This is a genomic window from Pseudarthrobacter sp. fls2-241-R2A-127 (genome assembly GCF_030209355.1).
GTDB lineage: Bacteria > Actinomycetota > Actinomycetes > Actinomycetales > Micrococcaceae > Arthrobacter.
In genome coordinates this window covers 1-19474 of record NZ_JARVSF010000048.1, presented here as the reverse complement: position 1 = coordinate 19474, position 19474 = coordinate 1, and the positions used below count along the sequence as shown (strand labels likewise).

Genomic DNA, 19474 nt, shown 5'->3' with positions numbered 1-19474 from the left:
CGCCCCCGGTTCGGGTTCATCAGGAGTGGGTTGGTTCGTGCCCTGCCTCGAGGTCTTCCATTTCCAGGGCGAGGCTGCGGTTGAGGATGCGGGCCCCGTAAATCCCGGTGAGCATCTCCCGCGTCGGCAACTGGTAGGGCAGGTCCTCCGGGCTGTCACCGGGCAGCGTGGTGTACGCGTCGTAGAAGCGTTCCTCCGCTCCCCCATCGGGGTCCTCCAGGAAGGCCAGGGCGTATGCGGCGCCGAGCAGTTCCCGATCCTGTCGGTGCTCGTCCTGGACGTCGTGGCGGTCGAATATGCCGGTGATGGTGTCGGGGCTGATGCTCATACGATGGCCTCTTTCTGGTGGGTGCGGTTCAGGTGGGTGCGGTTCAGGTGGGCTTGGACGAGTTTGTCGCGGCGCAGGCCGGACCAGTGGTCATGGTCGTCGGTGTTGTTCACCACGACGGGCGCCTGGGAGTAGCCGAGTTCGGCGGTGATGTACTCCAGCGCCGACGGGACTTCGGTGATGTCCACGGCCGTGTAGGTGATGCCCTTGGAGTCGAAGTAGTCCTTCGTCTTCTCACAGTTCGGGCAGTCGGGCTTGCTGTAGACCGTGTAAGCGGCCGGTGTTGCAGTCATTTTCAGCACCTGGTTTCGTATCAAAAGAGTTTCGTTCGTCTGGCTGACTTGCTACTTCAATTCTAGCAATCATTCAACTGAATGAACAGCAGTTTCGCCTCTAAATCTAGGGATTTTTAGGGATATTTTTCTTCATAAACGTATGATCCCTCGAGTTCGGAACCACGGCTACGGATGATGATTGTCGATTTCAGAAGCTGACTGCACAGATGTCAGAAGTGCTCTTCACATGCCCCTGTCAGAGGACTCAATCCGCCGCTGTCAGAAGCTGATTGCACAGATAGCCACACGGTTGCGGATCTGCGCATATGACTTCTGACCTATGGCTGGTCGGCTTATCCCTGCACTAAGGTGCTTCTGTTCGGTACTCCTGTTCCCAAAGGGAGGCAGTAATGGAAGCTGATCCAGACCGCATTCGCGGATGGGCAGCTGACTATGTCGGACGCTGCATGGGAACAGGCCAAGAGTCGTGCCGCGGTGATGGGTGCGCTGGCGACGCGTCGCGTCACGGGGATTGCTGCCGCTGACGAAGCAGCTATGAAGCTCGGTGTTTCCCGTCGCCAGGTTTATGTCTTGCTTATTAATTCGGCCCAATTGGGCAAGAGCACCACGTGTCCACTTACGGATCCTCACACGCCGTCCTGCGGCTGCGATCGAACATTGGCCGGGCATAGACGTAGGATTCGAGCATGTTCGCCAGCATGCCGAAGGTTCTAAGTCAAAGCGGGATCGATTTCACCGTGCAGACCCTGGAGATGACTGACACCCACATTCTTATTCGCGTGCGATCGACGGAGATGATCCCGGGAAGACATCACGCAAGTGCAGTCTTCCCGGCAATCGCTGGCGAAGGGCTAACGCTCTCGGACAATCACGGCGCCTTAGCGCCGACGGTCCAGAGTAGTTCGGCTTCAGTACTGTTCCTAGGGCTCGTCGACTTCTCTTATTCCTTGGACGCAGGCCTCGATCTCACCTCCCCGCTGACGCTTTCCTCTGCCAACGCCCAGGTGACCTTCCAGATCTAAAGACCGAGGATTTCCGTTGGTCGATCCCCATACGGGACGCCCCTGGTCATCGGACCAGGCTTCCCGCAAGGGCGCGTTCGGAGGCACTGCGGTGCAGGGTGAGTGGTCAAAGGCCGAGTGCTGACAAGAACGCGAGCTTCTTCTCGTTGTAGGTGTCAGTCCATGTGCCCGGCATCGCCATGTAGCCGTGGCCCAGGATCACCGAGCTCGCCGGCGGGACGTCGACGGCGTTCGTCACTCTGAGCTGGTCGAGGCGCTCGTGGAGGTTCTCGGCCTGATCCGGGAACGTTCCGGTGTTGCCGTCTGCGATGAAGGTGGCAGGGAAGTCTACGGTGACGTGGTTGGTGACGGATGCTTCCTCATTCAGAGCCACGGAGGTGCCGACGTAGCTGCGCGCAGACAGTCCGAAGATGAGGTCCTTCACCGGTTGCGGCGTCTGCGTCTCGCCTGTCTTCTCCAGCTCGAGCGCAGGACTGTCGAGCACGACTGCTCGCAGAGCGTCATCGATGACCGGTTGCACTCCGATCTGCGCGGCGTAGGTCGGGTTGGTCTGGATGTTGGCGAATTGGCCGGCGAGCTGTCCGCCGGCGCTTCCTCCTGCAATGACGACGTCGGACATGTCGAGGCCGTACTGCTGGGCGTTCTGCTGGAGGAAGGCGACTGCCTGCGAGATCTGTTTCACCTGCGTGGGGTACTCGACGGTCGGGGCGAGGCCGTAGTCGAGGCTGACGAAGTTGAATCCCCCGTCGAGGACGGGGTCTGTGGTGACGGCGAAACCGCCACCGGGTGCGTTGGGATCGCCGTCGGATTTGGTCCCGCCGATCCAGCCGCCACCGTGGATGTAGATGTAGGTGGGTCGGGTGACCGATGCGTCGTCATCGGCGATGTAGACGTCGAGATAGCTGCTGGGGTACTCGTCGCCGTATCGGACGTCGCTCGTGAGCCCGTCTCCGTTCGCTGTCACGCTGACAGCTCCTTCGGGTCCTCGGGGCTGGAACGACGGTGTCTGACCGGCGGCGGCTTGGATCGGGATGGCCACCGCCGCGGGGGCCGCGGCGACCAGGAGAACGACAGCGGAGGTCACCGCGGCGATGACGACGAGGACGCTGTTCACAACGCTCCGCAGGATGCTGAGGAGGGATCGAGCCGACGGAGTACTACGGTCCTGGGTGAGGGCGCGGCGACGCGTCCTGCTCAGCTCCCAAAAACCGGCGAAGCAGGAGAAGGCGACCACCAGTGCGAACCCCAGGGCCAGCGCCCACGCGGGGTACCAGGCGGTCACGAGCCACGCGAGCTGCGCGCCGGCGCTGATGATCACCGAGAGGATCGTCACCCATGCCGCCTTACTGCCGTGCGGGCGGCGCCAGGCCACACCTGCGGCGAGCACGCCTACGAGCAGGAAGGAACCCGCCGGAGGGTACCGCACGAAGAACGGCTCGGCCCAGGCGATGAGTAGCACGCAGAGGCCGACGACGAGCAGCGCCCAGCGGGTCCATCGGGGGCGTTCAATTCGGGTGGGGTCGACCATAAGTCCTCCAAGTTGCGGTTTACTGCAATTATACATCTCAATGCAGAAATGCAGACAAGGTAAGGTTGCTGTATGGCTGCGACTTCGCTTCGAGAGCGCTCGAAGGAGCGCCGGTACCGTGCTGTTCTCCTCGCCGGCATGCGGCTGTTCGCCGAGCAGGGCTATGACGCGACGACGGTGGCGCAGATCGCCGAGGAGGCGGAGGTGTCGGCCCGGTCCGTGTCGGCGTACTTCCCGACGAAGCTGCACATCGCCACGGCATCCTCGTCCGCGGCGGCTGATCGCCTGATCCTCGCGTTGCGCTCACGCGACGAGGGCGCGTCGGTCGTCGATCGTGTCGTTCAGTGGCTTCGCGAAGAACCGGCCTTCGTTCCCGAGGAGGAGTGGCGGCTGAGAGCCGCGATGCTCGAGCGGAATCCGGTGCTGCAGGGATCCGGACCGGAGGATCTTCCTCCCCTGCTCGCCATCGCGGCGGACGCGATCGCGGAGGACCTCGGGCTCCCGCCCGATCACCCGGGGGTGCAGATCACCCTGGGCATCGTGGCAGGGATCGTCGTGCGCGTGGAGCTGCTCGTCGGATCCGACCGCGAGAACGAGGAGACCCTGGCACTCATTCACGATGCCCTGGCAGGCGCTGTCGACGCGGTCAGGCGAAGCAGCCGTTCTTCAAACTGACGGCAGGTCGCGCCGCCCTCGCGGCGATCGCGTGCTCAGGCTCGCAGGAACGCCAGGAACCCGTCGAGGTGCGCGGCAACGTCGACCGTGGGGTCGTAGAGCCACTGCATCTGGAGCCCTCGCGCCATGGCGGTGAGTTGACGCGCGGTGAGGTCGAGGTCGAGATCTGTGCGCAGACGACCCTTCTCCTGCTCGCGCTCGAGCTCCCGGCGAACGTCGGCATTGAACAGGTCGATCCGGCGGTGGGTGAACTCGTGCCCCGGATGGTCCTTGCGAATCGCCTCCGCCTGCATGGTGGCGTCGAGCTGGACCAGCCCCGGGAAATCTTCGTTCTGTCGCACGAGCTCCGGGAGTGCTGCCAGCAAGCCCCGCTCGGCGAGCGACTGCTCCAATAGGGGCCGGTCCCGCTCCGCCTGGCGATCGAAGACTGCCTGCAGCAGATCCTCCTTCGAGGGGAAGTGGTAGCTGAGGGCGGCGTGGCTGACCCCGAGCTCCTCCGCGATCTTCCGCAACGACAGCCGCTGGAAACCGTGCGTCGCGAATATCTCGAACGCACGGTCGATGAATTCGTCTCGCCGCTGCAGACCGTTCGCGTAGCGCCCGCGCCGCTTCACCGACGCCGGCTGCTCCGTCGTCTCCACCGTCATCTCGGCTCTCCTTCGATCCGCGGGAACCCCGCCCGACACCTCATCCTCGCACAAACTTTTGCCAAACCGAATATTTACCACCGTGAATGCTTGCCAGACTGGACAATGTTGGTCTACTGTCAGTTGCAGCCGGGTTCGCCGGCACCCACGACGAGGCCACGCCTCGACGTCTTCGAAGGAGAAGGTCATGACAGAAGCGATTCCGGCACCCCCTCGCCCGGTCAACGCCTGGTGGGTGGGGACCGTGGCCGGCATGGCGTCCTTCGTCGATGGAGCAGCCCTGAACGGTATCGGTTTCGCGTTGGTGATCCTCCAGCAGACGATCGGGCTCACCCCCGGGCAGATCGGGGTGCTCACCAGCGCCCTCACCTTCGGAGTGGCGGTCGGCGCTCTGATCGGCGGTCGCCTCGGCGACCGGTTCGGGAGACGGCGGGTGTTCGTGGTCACGATGATCTTCATCGCCCTCGGGGCATCGGTCCCGATCTTCGCCACCGCGTTCCCGCTGCTGCTGCTGGGTCTGGGTGTTCTCGGCGTAGCGATCGGCGCCGACATCCCCGTCTCCCTCGCGACCATCGCCGAAGCGGCGACAGATCAGAACCGCGGCAAGATCCTCGTGATGTCCAACCTCCTCGCCGGAGTTGGCATCGGAGCCGTCGTCCTCGTCGCCACCCTCACCGGCGGGACCGGGATCTTCGCCGCGCAGGCCATCTTCGGCCTCATCGCCGTCGTCGCGATCATCGTGCTCGCGCTGCGGCTCACGATCCCTGAGTCCACCAGCTGGCGCGCTGCCCGCCTGGAACAGACACAGGGCGTGCACACCGTGCGCGCTGACCGCTCGAAGCTGCGGGACCTGATCACGCCTCCGCTGCGCTTCCCGTTCCTCATCCTCGTCGGCTTCTTCACGCTGGTGAGCATCCCGATCACGCTGTTCGGCTCCTACGCGGCCTACATCGGAGCGAACTTCACCGGCACGCCCGTGTCCGAATTCTCCGTGTTCGTGCTGTTCCTCGTGCCGCTCGCAATCATCGTGCAGGTCATCTTCATGCGGGTGGTCGACACCCGTTTCCGCCTCACCTTCTTCATCCTCGGAGGAATCCTGTACGTCGCGGCGTACCTCATTCCCGTCGTCCTCGGGATGAACCTGGCCACGCTCGTTACCACTGTGCTCGTGTCCGGCATGGGCACCGTCTTCTGCGGAGAGCCCATCTTCCGCGTCTGGGTGAACGAAGCGTTCCCGACCATGCTCCGCTCCACCGGACAAGGCCTCATCTTCGCCATCGCCCGCCTGGTGCCTGCACTACTCCTGGCCCCTGTGCCGGTCCTTCTCACGAACTCGATCAACGGCTTCCTGATCGCCCTCTCCGCACTCGCCGCCGCCGGGATCGCCGTCGGCTGGTGGGGGGTGCGCAGCGGACGCCTCATCAACGAGTTCCACCACGAGACCGAGAGCATCGACCTCGCCGCCGCCACCGCGTCCTCGGCATCATGACCACCTCCACCCAGAAAGCCTCCACACCACCCATGACCGCTCCCGCCCCCACCATCTACGGACACGTCGAGCCCGGATTCCAGCGCGTCGCCGACGCGTTCACGCAGAACTTCACCGAACGCGGCGACACCGGCGCCGCCTGCACCGTCTACCTCCACGGCGTCCCCGTCGTCGACCTCCACGCCGGCGCCTTCCGCCATGGATCGTGGACGGCCGACACCCGCAGCATCCTCTTCTCCGTCAGCAAAGGTGTCACCACCATCTGCCTGCTCATGGCCGTCGAAGCCGGCCATCTCGCCCTCGACGAACCCGTCGCCACCTACTGGCCAGAGTTCGCCGACCGCGGCAAAAGCGCACTGACCGTCCGCCAGCTCCTCGCGCACCGCGCCGGACTCATCGCCCCCGATGAGCCCCTCACCGTGGAGGACCTACGCGCGTGGCATCCGGTCACCGAAGCCCTCGCCCGGCAGAACCCGCTCTGGGCGCCTGGAACCGCGCACTCGTACCACGCGCTCACCTTCGGCTGGCTCACCGGCGAAGTCCTCCGCCGCACCACCGGACTGCGCCCCGCGGAGTGGCTCCACCAGCACATCGCCGGCCCGCTCGGCCTCGGACTCACTTTCGGGACCGACCCCGACACCGACTCGAACTTCGCGCTGCAGGAGCAGCCACTCCCCGACACTGCCGTACCGCCGTGGAAGAGCCCGAACCTGGACATGCTGGCGCGCGTCATGGGGATGAACGGAGCCATCGACGGCCTCAACCTCTTCGCCTCCGCGAACACCCCCGACCTCCTCGGCTTCGAGAACACCGCCGCGAACATCGTCGGCACCGCCCACGACATCGCCCGCCTCTACGCCGCGACCATCGGCGAGGTCGACGGGATCCGCCTTCTCCAGCCCGCCACCACCCGCGACGCCCGCCTCCCCCAATCGGTCGGCGCACCGTTCTTCGGCCCCGACGCGGGTCTGCGCTGGGGCACAGGATTCATGCTCGACTCCATCCCCCGAGGCATGGCCGGCCCCGGCAGCTTCGGCCACGACGGAGCCGGAGGCCAGCTCGGCTTCGCACACCCCGAATCCGGCGTCTCCCTCGGATACGCCACCATCCGCCCCGGCGGCTACCCCGACGACCGCGCCGAAGCCCTCTGCCGCGCACTGCGCGGCAGTCTTTGACACCCCACCTCTTCGAAGGAGAAGACCCGATGCCCCTCGACCCGTTCCTCGTTCCCCTGCTCGAGACCCTGCCGACCGTCCCCGCCGAGATCGAGGACATCGCCGCCTTCCGCGCGCAGGAGAACGCAGGCTCTGCCGCACTCGCCGAGCAGCTCCTCGAACCCGCCCCACCCGTCCGCAGCAAGCACACCGTGACCCTTCCCGTCCAGGACGGGGAGATCACCCTCAACGTCTTCCGCCCCGACAGCGACGGCCCCCACCCCGTGCACCTCTATTTCCACGGCGGCGGCTGGATCGGCGGCACCATCCACTCGATCCTCATCGACAACCTCTGCCAGGAACGCGCCGCCGGAGCGGACTGTATCGTCGTCGCCGTCGAGTACCGCAAAGCTCCCGAACACCCCTTCCCCACCGCCCTGAACGACAGCTACGCCGCGCTCCTCTGGGTCGCCGAGAACATCGAGGACCTCGGCGCCCGCGCCCACCTGATCACCGTCGGCGGAGGATCCGCCGGCGCCAACCTCGCCGCCGCCCTCTGCCTGAAAGCTCGAGACAACAACGGCCCCGCGATCGCCTTCCAGCTGCTGGAAGTCCCCGCGCTCGACTTCACCTTCAGGAGCCCCTCCATCCGCTCCAACGGCACCGGCTACGGACTCACCGAACAAACCCTGCACCTGTGCCGACGTCTCTACCTCACATCAGAAACAGAAGCGACGAACCCCTACGCATCACCGCTGCTCGCCGAGAACCTCAGCGACTTGCCGCCGGCGCACATCATGTCCGCGGAATACGACCCCATCGCCGACGACGGCGCACGCTACGCCGAACGCCTCACCGCCGCTGGAGTGCCCGCCACGTTCTCCCTACAACTCGGGCACATCCACGGATCCAGCGCTTTCACGAAAGTCATGGCCTCCGCCCGAGCCTGGCGAGAAGAGGGACTGCAGGCCCTCCGAGCAGTCCACGCTCAAAACTCACCAACGAGCTGAACCGCGCCCGGTAGACCATCCTTCACGGGCGGTGGGCGAATCGACGTAGGAATTGTGAACACGAGTGGAGAGCAAAGGGGCACTTGTGCACGGGAGTAGTGGGCAGTTCCTGATCACAACCCGACTTCACAAAGCCCGGAATTCAGCGGGAAGTTGTGCAATCAGCTTCTGATAACGACACTACGGATGATGAGTCCCGCCGCCGGCTACTGTGGTCATCCCCGCAGGTTCGCCAAAGCCGCAGCCCCCATGTGCCTGAGAAGTCCCCCACCGGACTGGGGGACGTGCGCACCTGGCTGGAGTGGCAGCGCTGAATAGGTCTCGTCCCTGCTGAAGGAACATCAACCACAGCGGACGGTGCGCCGGCAGCACATTGTTGTGGACCATGGGGAGCGTGCCCGCGCCTTATGTTTCTACGAGTCCTGCGCCTTCCCGAGCACCCAGCGGTTCCATCGACTGGTGTCGCCGACCGGCGGCGGGTCGAGGGTGCGGACTGCTTTCTTGCACCAGCGGTTGCTGAGGTAGAAGACGGCGGCGATGAGGACAAAGAGGATGGCCAGGATAATTAGGGATTGATCCTTTGCCGCCTGATATTCGTAGTATCCGGGCTGGCCGTAGACAAATTCCCCGGAAATCAAAGGGCGGGCAACATCCAGGAAGTAATAGAGCACCTGGATAAATGGGAACACCAGCAGAACGAGCGGCAAAAGCACTATGGCGAAGTACTTGAGCCAGAGTTTCCCGCAGCGTTTGTTCCAGTCGGCCAACTGTTGCTTCTGGTCAGCCTCTATCGTCTGCACCATGCTCTCCCCCAACGAATTCCTGCCTTCCGGGCACAGTCTACGGTGGCAAGCGGCGCGCCAACTTGAAAGGTAAGCATGCTTGCTATTAGTTTGGTGTCAGCTTCTCCGCCTGGCCCCCATCAGGCGGAGTGGTTGCCAGGAAGGCCCCGCTTTGCGACTACTCGCGCTGCGGGGCTTTTCGCTACCCGCATTATGCAGTGGGTGTCTTTATCCGAACGGCAGAGGGAGTGTGCAGTGGCTCAGGGCGATATCGAGACGTATTACGAAGACGGTGTCTGGAAGAACAAGCGTGAGGGCACTGACCGTGCGTTCGGCGCCGGCTACGGCACCAAGGACGAAGCGGCAGCTGCGGGCCGGGACGCGGCCCAGGCCGACAAGGTCGAGCACGTGATCAAGAACCAGGACGGGCAGATCGGGTCCAAGAACAGTTACGGCAATGATCCCCGGAACGTCCCGGGCTAAATCAACTCCCAGCTTCGGGACTCCCGGTTAACCCGGAAAGGAGCCGGCGTGTGCCGGCTCCTTTCCGGGTTTCTCTGCAAGAAATCTACGGTCAGTCTAGCTGACGTGATGGCCGCGTTCTTTCCCAGCCTCGTTGCTGGACCGCGGCTCCCTGCTTTGTGTTCCTGGTTGCCGGCGCAGGACGGCGGTCCGCCGCTGGTGAATGTTGCTGTGGTTCGCCCTGGGCGGCGGACCGCCCGACATCTGGAAGGCTCCTAGCCTTCCTTCGGTGATGGGGGCCTGTGCCGGGCGGGGTTCGGGATCCGCCACCCGGCACAGGGAGCCGTGGTCTATCCGGCCTTCTCGGTCTTGTCGCCGCTGTCGATGATGATCTGCTCAGTCTCCGATGCGGTGTATCCCATGCCACCAGCTGGTTCAGGTAGTCGCGGTGGGTTTGGCTCGGTGAGCACCACGAGTCTTTTTGGATGGTCTTTTCATACCCGGCGCAGACCAGGGCAATCAGTGCGAACTCCGGCCGTGCGGTGGTCTTGGCGACGTGGTCCCTGAGCGGGTTCCACGCCCACTGGTTGGAGTCTTCGACCTTCGCCCCGACCATTTCAGCGGCGACCTTGCCCTCGTAACCGCTGGCGGTTTCGGCGTGGTGGGTGATCGCATGGACGGTGAAGTACTGCCACCCCTTCGGGGCCTGCTTCTTCGCCAGCAGGTTCTTGACCCATTCACGCCTGACCACAGTTGCTTCTCTGCACTTTGCAAGTTGGCGGCCCAGGACCGAGCAGACAAAGGATCAGTGCACTGTGGGTTCGCAAGGGGCTTGGTGGGTGACCCCGCCGTGGGACCAACTGATGGTTGTCAGCTCCTGAGTGATGACGAAGTGACTGGCCTCAGGTCAGCCCGTTCGCCAAAGTAGTCTCATGGCGGTACCAGACCTGGGAATTTCGGAACTTTCACAAGAAACGAATTACCTGAGCCGGCCATATCTGGACGTCGAGGACACAACTGGCAGTGGGTTGTCCGTTTTCTGCCCGGTCTCCAGTAGCCGGTGAAGCTGTCGGGGTGAGAGGTCCGGTGAGACGATGCCCTTATGAACGATAAACACGAAGGACAAAGGGATATGGCGCGCCAGCATACGCATGGAGCGTCGCCGAGCACGCAACAGATCCGGACCGTGGGGCAACGCCGCCGGGAAGCGGAGGAGAAGTTGGAGCACCATCTGGACGAAGCCCGTCACAAAGACGACCACCGCACCCCGGAACAAGATGACGAGGACACACAGACCGGCAGCCAGCTGTAAACCTGGACTGTAGAGCGGACGAAGCTGACTGTTAGGCGCTGCAGATTGGTCGCAGAATGCCTGTCTACGGCCGATGTCCCTTTGTCGGGTCTGCGCTTTGGTTGCGGGCAGGTCCACTCGCCGCTTCGGCCGCAGGCTGTACTGACAGCGTCATCGCTCGGCTTTCGCCGGGGTAAGCAAAGGTGCCTTCCGGCCCTGTTGAGGCCCTGATGAGGCTGTCATGCTTCGGAGCATGCCCTATCTCGTGGAATACGTGACGGAGCGGTCTGTTGGTCGCTCGGTTATTTACTCTGCCAGTTTTGGCGAAGCTCTAAGAAAAGCGCAGGATGCCCTGTGGGGTTTGGAGTGCAACTCCGCTGTTCTGTGTCATACCCCGGGATCAGATCCCGTTTTTGGCGAGCGTTCTGTCCTCGCAAGCTATACGCCCGCTGAGGGCTGGAGGATCCGCGAGGGTTGGCCACGGTAGCTTTCCCGCTCAATCAACCTGGTTGCTGCGCTGCAGAGAAGAGCGCAGCCGAGCCGGCCCAGCAATTTGCCGGTGATCTCGGCCAACAGCAAAGGGGTCTGACAAAGCAGCAGATCCTCGAAGCAATCGCAGGGCGGGGGCAACGCCCCTAGTAGACCATGGGGCGGCCCGGGCCTTCCTTGGCTGTATGAGCGTGGGCAAGGCTCAAGCGCTGCGTGAAGCCAGAAACGAGCTAGCGTGCTGATACTTCCTCGACCGCCCAGAAAAGGATTAAGGCGTCGTACTCGTCCGGATCAAGGAGACCGTAAACGTAGGCCTCGAAGTCGAGGGGACCGGAATTGCCGCCGTTGGCAAAATATCTCAACCACAGATTCTCGATGCTGGCCCTGTTTTGCTGGACCATTTCAAGGGCTGCCTGGCGCGGATCCTGCATAAGGGCATTCTCTTTACTGCCGCCGCAATCTTCGTCCGGCGGCTACTTGGATGGCCCGTTATCCCCACTATTGGAGATACCTCACAGTAAAGACTCCCCCCAACGAAAAGTCACCCCCATCTACCCCCCTCTCTTTACCGCAGTCCCCGGTAGTCGCCCGCGCGACGGACGCTGATCAGAAGTCACTTCGGCGCAGGGGGGACAAAACTTGTTGGCAACCGCATCTGCTTTGCACTGAAAAGTAGTACTCGTCTTCGAACCTGTCCTGCCCTGATAGTTCGGAACCGACCTGTTGCGACGTTTGTGATAAACCGCCTAGCTATTCTCGCGGCCTCCTCGAACTAGACTCGCATAAGGAACTACCCACGGTCCGGGTTGCCCCCGTGGTCTGAGGGGACGCAGCATGACGAGTGAAGTTAATGAGCCAGGATCACCTCCGGTTCTGGAAGTCAGTCAGCTAAGAGTGGCGTATGACGGCCGCACGGTGGTTGACGGTGTCAGCTTTCGGATTCAGCGCGGGGAGATCTTCGGCCTGTTGGGCCCGAACGGTGCAGGGAAGACCAGTACCCTGAGTGCCATCGAGGGGCTGGTCAGGCCGGCCTGGGGCGACCTGCTGGTAGACGGTCTCGATGTCGAACAGCAGCCTCTGGCAGTCAAAGCGCTCCTTGGAGTGCAATTGCAATCATCAAGTTTCCAGGCCGAACTGAGCATTCAAGAGATCGCAAGACTTTATGCCGGTCTGTACGGGGTGAAACTCTCCAAGGATCAGGTGCGCGACAGCATGCGCACTGTCGGCCTTGCCGACGAACTGGGCAAGAAGTTCAAGCAGTTGTCCGGCGGGCAACAACAACGCCTCGCACTGTTTATCGCCACCATCCATAACCCCCTCCTGTTGCTGCTGGACGAACCGACTGCCGGGCTGGACCCCCAATCGCGCCGCGGACTATGGCGCCGCATCGAGGAACTCCGGTCAGAAGGCAACAGCATCCTCCTCACGACCCACTCGATGGAGGAGGCCCAGGCTGTCTGTGACCGGGTGGCGATCATCGACCACGGAATACTGCTCACCGAGGGAAGACCGTCGGAGCTGATCAACAAACATAAGGACGACCCCAGGGTGCTTTCGGTCGCCCATGGAGCGCCGACACTGGAGGACGTCTTCATCGGACTGACAGGAAGTGAGATCCGTGACTAACACCGGCGTCAACACCACGCGCCCGCCGCTTGGCCTGGCCCTACGGTCGCTGCTTCGCTCCGATTTCCTTGTGCTGCTCAACAGTAAGACATCGCTCTTCCTGAGCATTCTCCTGCCGATAGTGATCCTGGTTGCCAACACGGTCGGCAAGGGGCAAAGCCGGCTCGGTGGATCCAGCCTGGTCATCGGCCTGGCCCTTACGTTGGGTCTGCTCACCTCAGGCCTGTTCGGATACACGCTCGCGCTGGCCCATGACCGCGATGTCGGGGTGCTGCAAAGACTCCGGATCACCCCTGCGCCAACGTGGATGATCATGACGAGCCGGGTCCTCGTCCAGGTGGCCACCAATCTCCTCGCCTCCGTCATCGTCGTGATCGTCGGAGCCATCGCCTACGGGCTGACGCTCAGCCCCGGGCAGTACCTCCTGGCCATAGCGGTTTCTCTCCTCGGTGCCGCCGTGTTCCTCTCCATCGGCCAAGCCGTCGTCGGGCTGGTTCAATCCACCAGCGCCATCAACGCGATCAGCCGCGTGCTCATGATCCTCCTGCTCCTACTCGGCCTCCTGGGCGGAACCGGCATCCTCGGCGACACGATGAAAACGATCGCGGCCTGGTCCCCTGTCGGCGCACTCATGACACTTTTCGCCGATACATTGAACGCCTCCTCATGGAGCGGTCAGGACACCAACGCACTCCTGGCCTGCATTGGTTATGTCACCGTATGCGCCACGATAGGCGTCCGCTGGTTCCGTTGGAACTCGCGATAATGCACAGAACCCGGCCTTAACGGCTTGTTCCCTCTGCAGCCCGTACTCCGCGGACAGCTGGCATACCAAGGTTGGTGGAAGTCATTCGCCCGAGGCGATGTGCGTCGGCGCGCTTATATTGCAGAAACTGAAGGGTGAGGTCGATGCCTTCGAGCTCACCAAGCCAGCCTTTACTTTGGGCGAGCTCCCGCCGGGCGATGAGGTCTGTATTGATTTCGTCGAGGCGATCGAGCATGGAAGGGTCGACTTGGAGCATGGGGCACCGGATGCAGGCGTGCTCGTGCTCGCAGGGGGTCGAGTAGGGGCGCCCGCAGTTGCCCAGTTCAACCTTGCGCTTATCGAAGTGCTCCTCGAACTCGGCCCATTCCGTGCCAGTCGCTGCCCGGTATTCCCTGACAGGCCTGGCGGCCCGCCTTCCGGCGAGGTGGGCCTGGTAGTGCCGGATGACGTCTTCCTGGAAGACGGTGACGTAGCCGTGGGTGGTCTGGACGTCCAGGTGCCCAAGGAGCGCGGCTCCGATGTGAATTGGCAGACCGTGGTTCACGAGGTCGGTCGCGAAAAGGCGGCGGAAGTCGTGCGGGGTAAATCGACAGCCGGCCAGTTCCGGGTGCTCGCCAGCTACGGCATCGCTGAGTCTTCCCAGTTCATCTCGCAGCGATCCGGGGTTGATGACCTCGGTGCGCTGTCCGATGGTGCGTTGAAACAAGAAGGGTTGGGGCTCGCTGGTGATCCGCTCGTACGGGTCAAAGCGGGTCGCCAACGGCACGTCCGGGCGGTTCCTGGTGAGGCGGCGGATGATCGTTGCGATCACATGGAACAAATCCGCTGTCATAGGGAGGACGCGTTCGCGGTCGCTTTTGGATGGGGCGACAACGAGCAGCGCCACAACTTCACCGTTGGGCCGGATGTACTGCCGGATGCTCAATTGGGATAGTTCCAGGAGTTCTTCGCACCGAAGCCCCGTGTGCCGCAAGGTCTCTACTGCTGCCCATTGCCAGAACGCTGCGTCTTCGGTGAACGTGACGTTGACCTTCTTTCCGGTCGATTCATCGAATACCCGGATATTGGGCCGGCCATGGATCTGGGCATGCCGGGCATCGCCGGCGGTGAACAGCCGCCGGTAGCGCTTTGTTCCGACGCTCAGTTCCTGGTTCGGCGCAGCGTCCGTTGGTGCCTTCAAAAGGTCATGGAAGTGGTCCCGGCGGGCGGAGACAGCAGCGACGAAGGCTGGAAGGGCTGGCTGAAGCCTGCGCATCCGGGCATCCATGCGTTCTTTGGCTCTCCGGTTCGCCTTTGCGCGCGACCGGGTCTCCCTGCCACTTATGGGGCACGGCGCCACCCACCGGGCCCAACGTTCTGGTTCCTGGGCAGCCCAGCCTTGGATGTCGAGGTAGAAGGCACGGATGTTTGTCATGACCGCGTGCGCGCTCAGACGTGGCCGACCATCTTGCCGGATTTCCAGCACAGCCCGCCATTTTTCATAGTCTTCCGGTGTGAGCGCGAGATCCTTCTGGGCGGGGTTGACCTTCAGAAGCCCGGCCCAGAACTTGCCGCAGAGGTCTCCCGCGAGATCTCGCAGACTTGTGTAATCGATGTCGTGGCTCCGGCGGGTCAGGTAAGCAACGAAGAGCGCGTGGATGTCCGGATCGGCGATATCGTGCCGGCCAACCAGCTCTGTGGGAGTCATGGCAGGCGCCCGCATCGCACCGCGCAACGTAGAAGGGACATGCTTTGGGAAGTGCCCGGACTCTGCCATGATCCGCCAGGCGAGGTGACCCACATAGGACTCGTAACCAGCGCCCCAGCCACCTTCGCGGGTCGCGATCGCATAATGAAGCAGCCCTTCCGGAGTCAGATCAGCGAAAGCAATACCCTGGGTCGTCAACGCCGCGGCGACATCAAAGCGAGCACAACGTTTGAAATGGCCAGAGGTGTCATGCTTGTCCACCAATGCCAGAAACCGCTTCAGATCGGGGTCGTTCTGGGCCGCTTCAAAATGTTCGTGGTAGCGCACGAAACTGTTGCCCCGGAAAGCTGCCAAGGAAGGCCGGATCACACGAAGGCAGCACAGGATAAGGAGCGAATGACCCAGTTCCCCGTCCACCTTCTGGTTCCCGGTTCTCAGCTCGCGGATCCGCCGTACCCCGTCGTTCAGCCCCGAAGCGACCCACCGTTCCTGCCACGTCCCGCCAGGGTGCCCTTCGAGATGGCCGAGCACCCACCGCAACCCGGCGCGGCGTAGAGAGCACCTGGGCTGAGACCGCGGCCAAATCTTATCCGCAAGCGCGTTGATCGTCTCCAGCGTCGCGGTGTCAAGGTCCCCCTGCGGGCGCGGCGGGACCGTCGGTGGACTTACCGGACCGGGGGTGATGATGCTGCGGGACCGCTTTCTGCCCGCAGACGCGGGTTCCAGCTGCCGCTGCTGGGGACGACGGAGCGCCTTAACCACCGAACACCGCCTTGTAGTCGTCGGCGTCATAACCAGGGGTCAACGTAGGTTCCGGGCGGGGTGCAGCGAAGTGCTCCTGCACTTTTTCGAAGACTTCATCGATCCGCGGCCGCAGGTAAGGCGCCAGCGACGACACGTGCCGGTGGCGGGTCACGGCCATCACCTCTGGCAACGTCAGGTTCGGATCCGACACCATCCGGTCGATGGTGGTGTGCCGCAGATCGTGCAATGACCAGTCCGTACCAAGGGCGGCGTTCGCACGCTGCAGGATCCGTCGGGCCGCGTGATAATTCAGTGGCCGCGGCGTTCCGTGCAGGGCCCGCCAAATCAGTTCGTCGGGTCCCGGGGTTCCGTGCTGATGAAAGTATGCGGCCAGATGCTCCAATGACTCCGGCGACGCGGGGACCGGTTCAAGCGCGCGGGACCCTTTTGAAATGACCCAGACACGCTGCCGGGCCCAGTCCACCTGGTTACCGTGGACTCCAAGGAGTTCGCTCGCCCTGGCACCGGATGATAGGTAAAGGCTTACGAGTGCCCGGTCACGGCTGGTCTTGAGTGCACCGAGCAGCTCATCAGCGAGATCGTCCGGAATGGATCGGGGTGCCAGCACGGCCGGCTTCTGCCGCAACGGCGCGCGGCGCAATCTCGGAGTCACCTCCATCGGACTGCGATGCGCCAGGCGGGCCCGGCGGCTCAGGCTTTCCGGGACAGGGTTCGTTACCGGTCCGCGGCCGAACCGTGCATGGAAGGCATAAAAGGAGGCGAGGACAGCCAACTCGTGATTAATCGTCGCGGGGGCATACCCTTCGGGCAGCGGCCGCTTCCCAGTCCGCGGATTCATCCCCCGCGCCCCACTCCCCCGCCTCTGAGGATTCACCGCCGACCGCATCCAGCCGACCATGACTTCGACCTCCAGCCGGTCCACTTGATCCCAAGGAAGGCCGAGCAGTTGCAACACCCGCCACCAGCGCAACAGGTCATTGCCATACGAGCGCACCGTCAGCGCGCTCATGTCAGTCAGCACGAGATCGCCTAGGAACGCGGAAAACACCTCGATCTCACGCTCCATGTCATCGACGACAACGTACGGCAGCAGACCTGCCGCATTTCGACGGACCGCGCCGATGCGCGGCAACCCGACCTTTCCCTCGATCAACTTCAGCCGCATTTCGTCCACGATGACCTCCTCCTTTGGAGGCTGCAGCTCAGCCTCTAAAGTTCAGTCAACAGGACTGACTGCATCAGCTTGTTGTTCTCGATCAGGGTTTTCCGTTCGGCCTTCTGCTCGTCGGTCATGGGGCCTTTCGGGGCCGATGAGGTGCCGTAGCCGCTGTAGTAGCGGAGGGTGAAGCCCAGGTCTTTCCAGCCGGTGACGACGGCGACGGTGGAGGGTTCGCCGCGATAGCCCGTCTCGATGTAGACCGCGTTACCGTCCTCGTCGGTGGCCGGTTCCGCGTCGGCCCTTTTCAGGGACGTGACGCGGAGGGTTTCGCTGTCCTCCCCGTACCCGCATTCGGGAACAACGATGGTTCCGGCTGCTTCCAGTTCTGCGGTGAGGGCTGCCAGCGCGGCGGCGCGGTCGCGCTTGTCGCGCAGCTGCTGGGTGACGTGCAGGAGCATGTCGGGTTCGTCCATGATGACGGACTCGAGTTCGGCCGTTGCTTCCTCGTCGTCCTCAAACTCAGCGAGAATGAGGGCTTCTTCGATGGTGTATCCCTTGCCCAGGGCGGCGGCCCCGGTCTCGGTGGACTTGGCTTTGAGGGCGGACTCGACGGTGGTCTTGGTCCGTCCGGTCTTCTTGGCGATCGCGGCCGCCGAAACACCGATCAGGGACAGCTGGTGGTAGGCGTCGGCCTCGTCGGCCTCGGTCAGTTCGGCGCGCTGGATGTTCTCTACCACCTGTGTGACGATGCGTTCGGCTTCCTCGGGGGACTCGATGATCATTACCGGGATCAGGGGCCGCCCTGCCTCGACTGCGGCGCGAGTACGGCGCTGGCCCATCAGGACGTGCACGGTGCCGTCATCCTTGCGGTGGGCGATTACCGGTTCCATCACGCCGTGTTCCTTGATGCTGGCGATGAAATCGGCGGTCAGGGCGACGTCTTTCCGGACGTTGATGTCAACGGTCAGGTTTGCCGGGTCGAGCATTTCGAGCGTGGGTGTTGCGGTCATGTTTTTTGCCTTTGCAGAGACGTTGGGTGGTGGGGCGATCAAGACGACGGCCAGCTTCCCCTCCCTCCCCGACGCTTCTATGTCTGTCAAGCGGGTGGAATGGGTGCGGGCGTGGACCCTGTTGTCGCCTGGGGCGGCTTTGGTGACCGGCCAGCTTCCCTTCCCCCACCGTTGTTTTGGCTGCTGGCGAAGCTTGCGGCGCTGTGGCCGACGGAGGCCTGTCTACCCGCTGGGCAAGGGGTGGGAAATTCCCGGAGGAAACCAGCGACGAAGGAGCGCCGCAGGGACATTTCCTGCACCGCAGGCCCCGACGATGGAGGGGCTAGACGGGCCGGAGCGGACACGTACAATCCGTCAGGACAGCAGCCAAAATGTCGAAGACAAGACAAGACAAGACAAGACAGGGTCAGGGGCGGCGGAGCTTTGCGGAGCCGGCACTGGCCCCACAGCCGGCCGCGCCAGCGGACGCCCGTTCTGATCTTTGGTCCCTTAGGCTGGGGCCATGAACAACACCAGAAGAGCAACGCTCATTTGGTCGCTGGGGGCAGTTGTTTTCTCTCTCATCGGCGTATACATCGCACTCAGTTCCAACGGGGCTTGGTACTCCGTCGTTTCGGCAGTCATTCTGCTTCTCGCGGGAGTCACTTTTGCGGCTCGTGCGGTTTTGTCCCTCCGCGCATCTGGTACGTAGCCCAACACGGGACACCGGCTTTAGCAGTAGACGCGAACTGATGACAGCCAAACAAGCTACCATTCACGGGCGGAGGCCGCCGACCGGGAGGTCCATGAAGATCGTGGCGGTGGTGTTCAGTGTTGCAGCGGGCACCTCGGTGGTGTTGGTGGCCGTGGACCTGATCATTGGTCGGCCTGCTGCCGGCGATATCTATATTGCGGTGCTTAACAGTGCTGTGGCCGCCGTTTGCTGGTGGATGGCTTCTGCAAGTCGGCGCGCCTAAGGAATCCGTCAGGACAGCAGCAAAACAGAAAAGCGCTTCTGCAGCCCGAGCGGAGCGAGGTCCTTTAGCGGTTAAAGGGGCTGAGGCCGGCCCCTTGGGGCCGGCCTCAGTTTTTCCCTCAGCAAAAGGAAAACCAGTGCTGCAGCGTCATTGCTGCATGAAGTTATAGATCCAGCGGGGATTTCTCCCAGGAGATATCAACGATGGGGGCGCCTGGCTGCGGCATGGTCAACATCGAGAGCTCAAGAACGTCCTGGGCGTGGGTGGCATCGGCGGGTGCGGCGTCGTCGTCCGTGAGGATGTACTCGTGGCTCATGTGCTGCCCCCAGGCT

The 19474-nt window shown here is 63.1% G+C and carries 17 protein-coding genes and 2 pseudogenes; 9 read left to right on the top strand and 10 right to left on the bottom strand.

Annotation, left to right across the window (positions count from 1 at the left end):
* Window positions 1-19 precede the first annotated feature (19 nt).
* Window positions 20-328 (bottom strand): hypothetical protein, encoded by a 309-nt coding sequence (locus QRN53_RS20900; protein ID WP_285245729.1) that lies wholly within the window; start codon window positions 326-328, stop codon window positions 20-22.
* Window positions 325-621 (bottom strand): glutaredoxin family protein, encoded by a 297-nt coding sequence (locus QRN53_RS20895; RefSeq protein ID WP_285245728.1) that lies wholly within the window; start codon window positions 619-621, stop codon window positions 325-327. The genes QRN53_RS20900 and QRN53_RS20895 overlap by 4 nt, the downstream gene beginning before the upstream one ends.
* Window positions 622-1310: 689 nt before the next feature.
* Here QRN53_RS20895 and QRN53_RS20890 point away from each other — a divergent pair.
* Complete coding sequence (locus tag QRN53_RS20890) at window positions 1311-1646, top strand: hypothetical protein (protein WP_285245727.1); 336 nt, start codon at window positions 1311-1313, stop codon at window positions 1644-1646.
* Between the two features lie 106 nt (window positions 1647-1752).
* Here QRN53_RS20890 and QRN53_RS20885 read toward each other — a convergent pair whose 3' ends face one another.
* A complete protein-coding gene (locus tag QRN53_RS20885) occupies window positions 1753-3174 on the bottom strand; it encodes an alpha/beta hydrolase (protein ID WP_285245726.1) in 1422 nt (473 codons plus the stop codon).
* A 72-nt stretch (window positions 3175-3246) separates the two neighbouring features.
* Between QRN53_RS20885 and QRN53_RS20880 the strand changes: the two genes are divergently transcribed.
* Window positions 3247-3849 carry a TetR/AcrR family transcriptional regulator gene (locus tag QRN53_RS20880; RefSeq protein WP_285245725.1) on the top strand — a complete coding sequence of 201 codons (603 nt, stop codon included), beginning with the start codon at window positions 3247-3249 and terminating at the stop codon, window positions 3847-3849.
* 35 nt (window positions 3850-3884) lie between these two features.
* Here the strand turns inward: QRN53_RS20880 and QRN53_RS20875 are convergent, their stop codons facing one another.
* Entirely contained in the window at window positions 3885-4496 is a 612-nt protein-coding gene (locus tag QRN53_RS20875; protein ID WP_285245724.1) for a TetR/AcrR family transcriptional regulator, read from the bottom strand.
* A 187-nt stretch (window positions 4497-4683) separates the two neighbouring features.
* Here QRN53_RS20875 and QRN53_RS20870 point away from each other — a divergent pair, with 187 nt between their 5' ends.
* From QRN53_RS20870 to QRN53_RS20860, 3 genes are read left to right on the top strand one after another with little or no spacing between them, the layout of a single operon-like run.
* Window positions 4684-5985: an MFS transporter gene (locus tag QRN53_RS20870; RefSeq protein ID WP_285245723.1), complete on the top strand. Its 1302-nt coding sequence runs from the start codon at window positions 4684-4686 to the stop codon at window positions 5983-5985.
* Complete coding sequence (locus tag QRN53_RS20865; RefSeq protein ID WP_285245722.1) at window positions 5982-7160, top strand: serine hydrolase domain-containing protein; 1179 nt, start codon at window positions 5982-5984, stop codon at window positions 7158-7160. The genes QRN53_RS20870 and QRN53_RS20865 overlap by 4 nt, the downstream gene beginning before the upstream one ends.
* A 29-nt stretch (window positions 7161-7189) precedes the next feature.
* A complete protein-coding gene (locus QRN53_RS20860) occupies window positions 7190-8149 on the top strand; it encodes an alpha/beta hydrolase (RefSeq protein ID WP_285245721.1) in 960 nt (319 codons plus the stop codon).
* A 413-nt stretch (window positions 8150-8562) separates the two neighbouring features.
* Here QRN53_RS20860 and QRN53_RS20855 read toward each other — a convergent pair whose 3' ends face one another.
* Window positions 8563-8952, bottom strand: coding sequence for a hypothetical protein (locus QRN53_RS20855; RefSeq protein ID WP_285245720.1), 390 nt, complete (start codon window positions 8950-8952; stop codon window positions 8563-8565).
* Window positions 8953-9186: 234 nt separating this feature from the next.
* Here QRN53_RS20855 and QRN53_RS20850 point away from each other — a divergent pair, with 234 nt between their 5' ends.
* Entirely contained in the window at window positions 9187-9414 is a 228-nt protein-coding gene (locus QRN53_RS20850) for a DUF2188 domain-containing protein (protein WP_285245719.1), read from the top strand.
* Between the two features lie 329 nt (window positions 9415-9743).
* Here the strand turns inward: QRN53_RS20850 and QRN53_RS20845 are convergent.
* A pseudogene (locus QRN53_RS20845) lies at window positions 9744-10150 on the bottom strand (ParB/RepB/Spo0J family partition protein); the annotation flags it as partial.
* A gap of 375 nt (window positions 10151-10525) precedes the next feature.
* Between QRN53_RS20845 and QRN53_RS20840 the strand changes: the two are divergent.
* Complete coding sequence (locus tag QRN53_RS20840; protein ID WP_285245718.1) at window positions 10526-10705, top strand: hypothetical protein; 180 nt, start codon at window positions 10526-10528, stop codon at window positions 10703-10705.
* 698 nt (window positions 10706-11403) lie between these two features.
* Here QRN53_RS20840 and QRN53_RS20835 read toward each other — a convergent pair.
* Window positions 11404-11604: a hypothetical protein gene (locus QRN53_RS20835; RefSeq protein WP_285245717.1), complete on the bottom strand. Its 201-nt coding sequence runs from the start codon at window positions 11602-11604 to the stop codon at window positions 11404-11406.
* A 403-nt stretch (window positions 11605-12007) separates the two neighbouring features.
* Between QRN53_RS20835 and QRN53_RS20830 the strand changes: the two genes are divergently transcribed.
* Entirely contained in the window at window positions 12008-12799 is a 792-nt protein-coding gene (locus QRN53_RS20830; protein WP_285245716.1) for an ABC transporter ATP-binding protein, read from the top strand.
* Window positions 12792-13565, top strand: a complete 774-nt coding sequence (locus QRN53_RS20825; RefSeq protein WP_285245715.1) for an ABC transporter permease — start codon at window positions 12792-12794, stop codon at window positions 13563-13565. The genes QRN53_RS20830 and QRN53_RS20825 overlap by 8 nt, the downstream gene beginning before the upstream one ends.
* Before the next feature lie 16 nt (window positions 13566-13581).
* On the opposite strand, the gene QRN53_RS20820 is transcribed toward QRN53_RS20825, so the two are convergent.
* The 3 genes and pseudogenes from QRN53_RS20820 to QRN53_RS20810 form a co-directional block, all read right to left on the bottom strand.
* Window positions 13582-15783: a tyrosine-type recombinase/integrase gene (locus tag QRN53_RS20820; RefSeq protein WP_285245714.1), complete on the bottom strand. Its 2202-nt coding sequence runs from the start codon at window positions 15781-15783 to the stop codon at window positions 13582-13584.
* Window positions 15784-16006: 223 nt separating this feature from the next.
* Complete coding sequence (locus QRN53_RS20815; RefSeq protein ID WP_285245743.1) at window positions 16007-17182, bottom strand: tyrosine-type recombinase/integrase; 1176 nt, start codon at window positions 17180-17182, stop codon at window positions 16007-16009.
* A 65-nt stretch (window positions 17183-17247) separates the two neighbouring features.
* Window positions 17248-18186 (bottom strand): annotated as a pseudogene (locus QRN53_RS20810) (ParB/RepB/Spo0J family partition protein); the annotation flags it as partial.
* Window positions 18187-19474: the final 1288 nt, after the last annotated feature.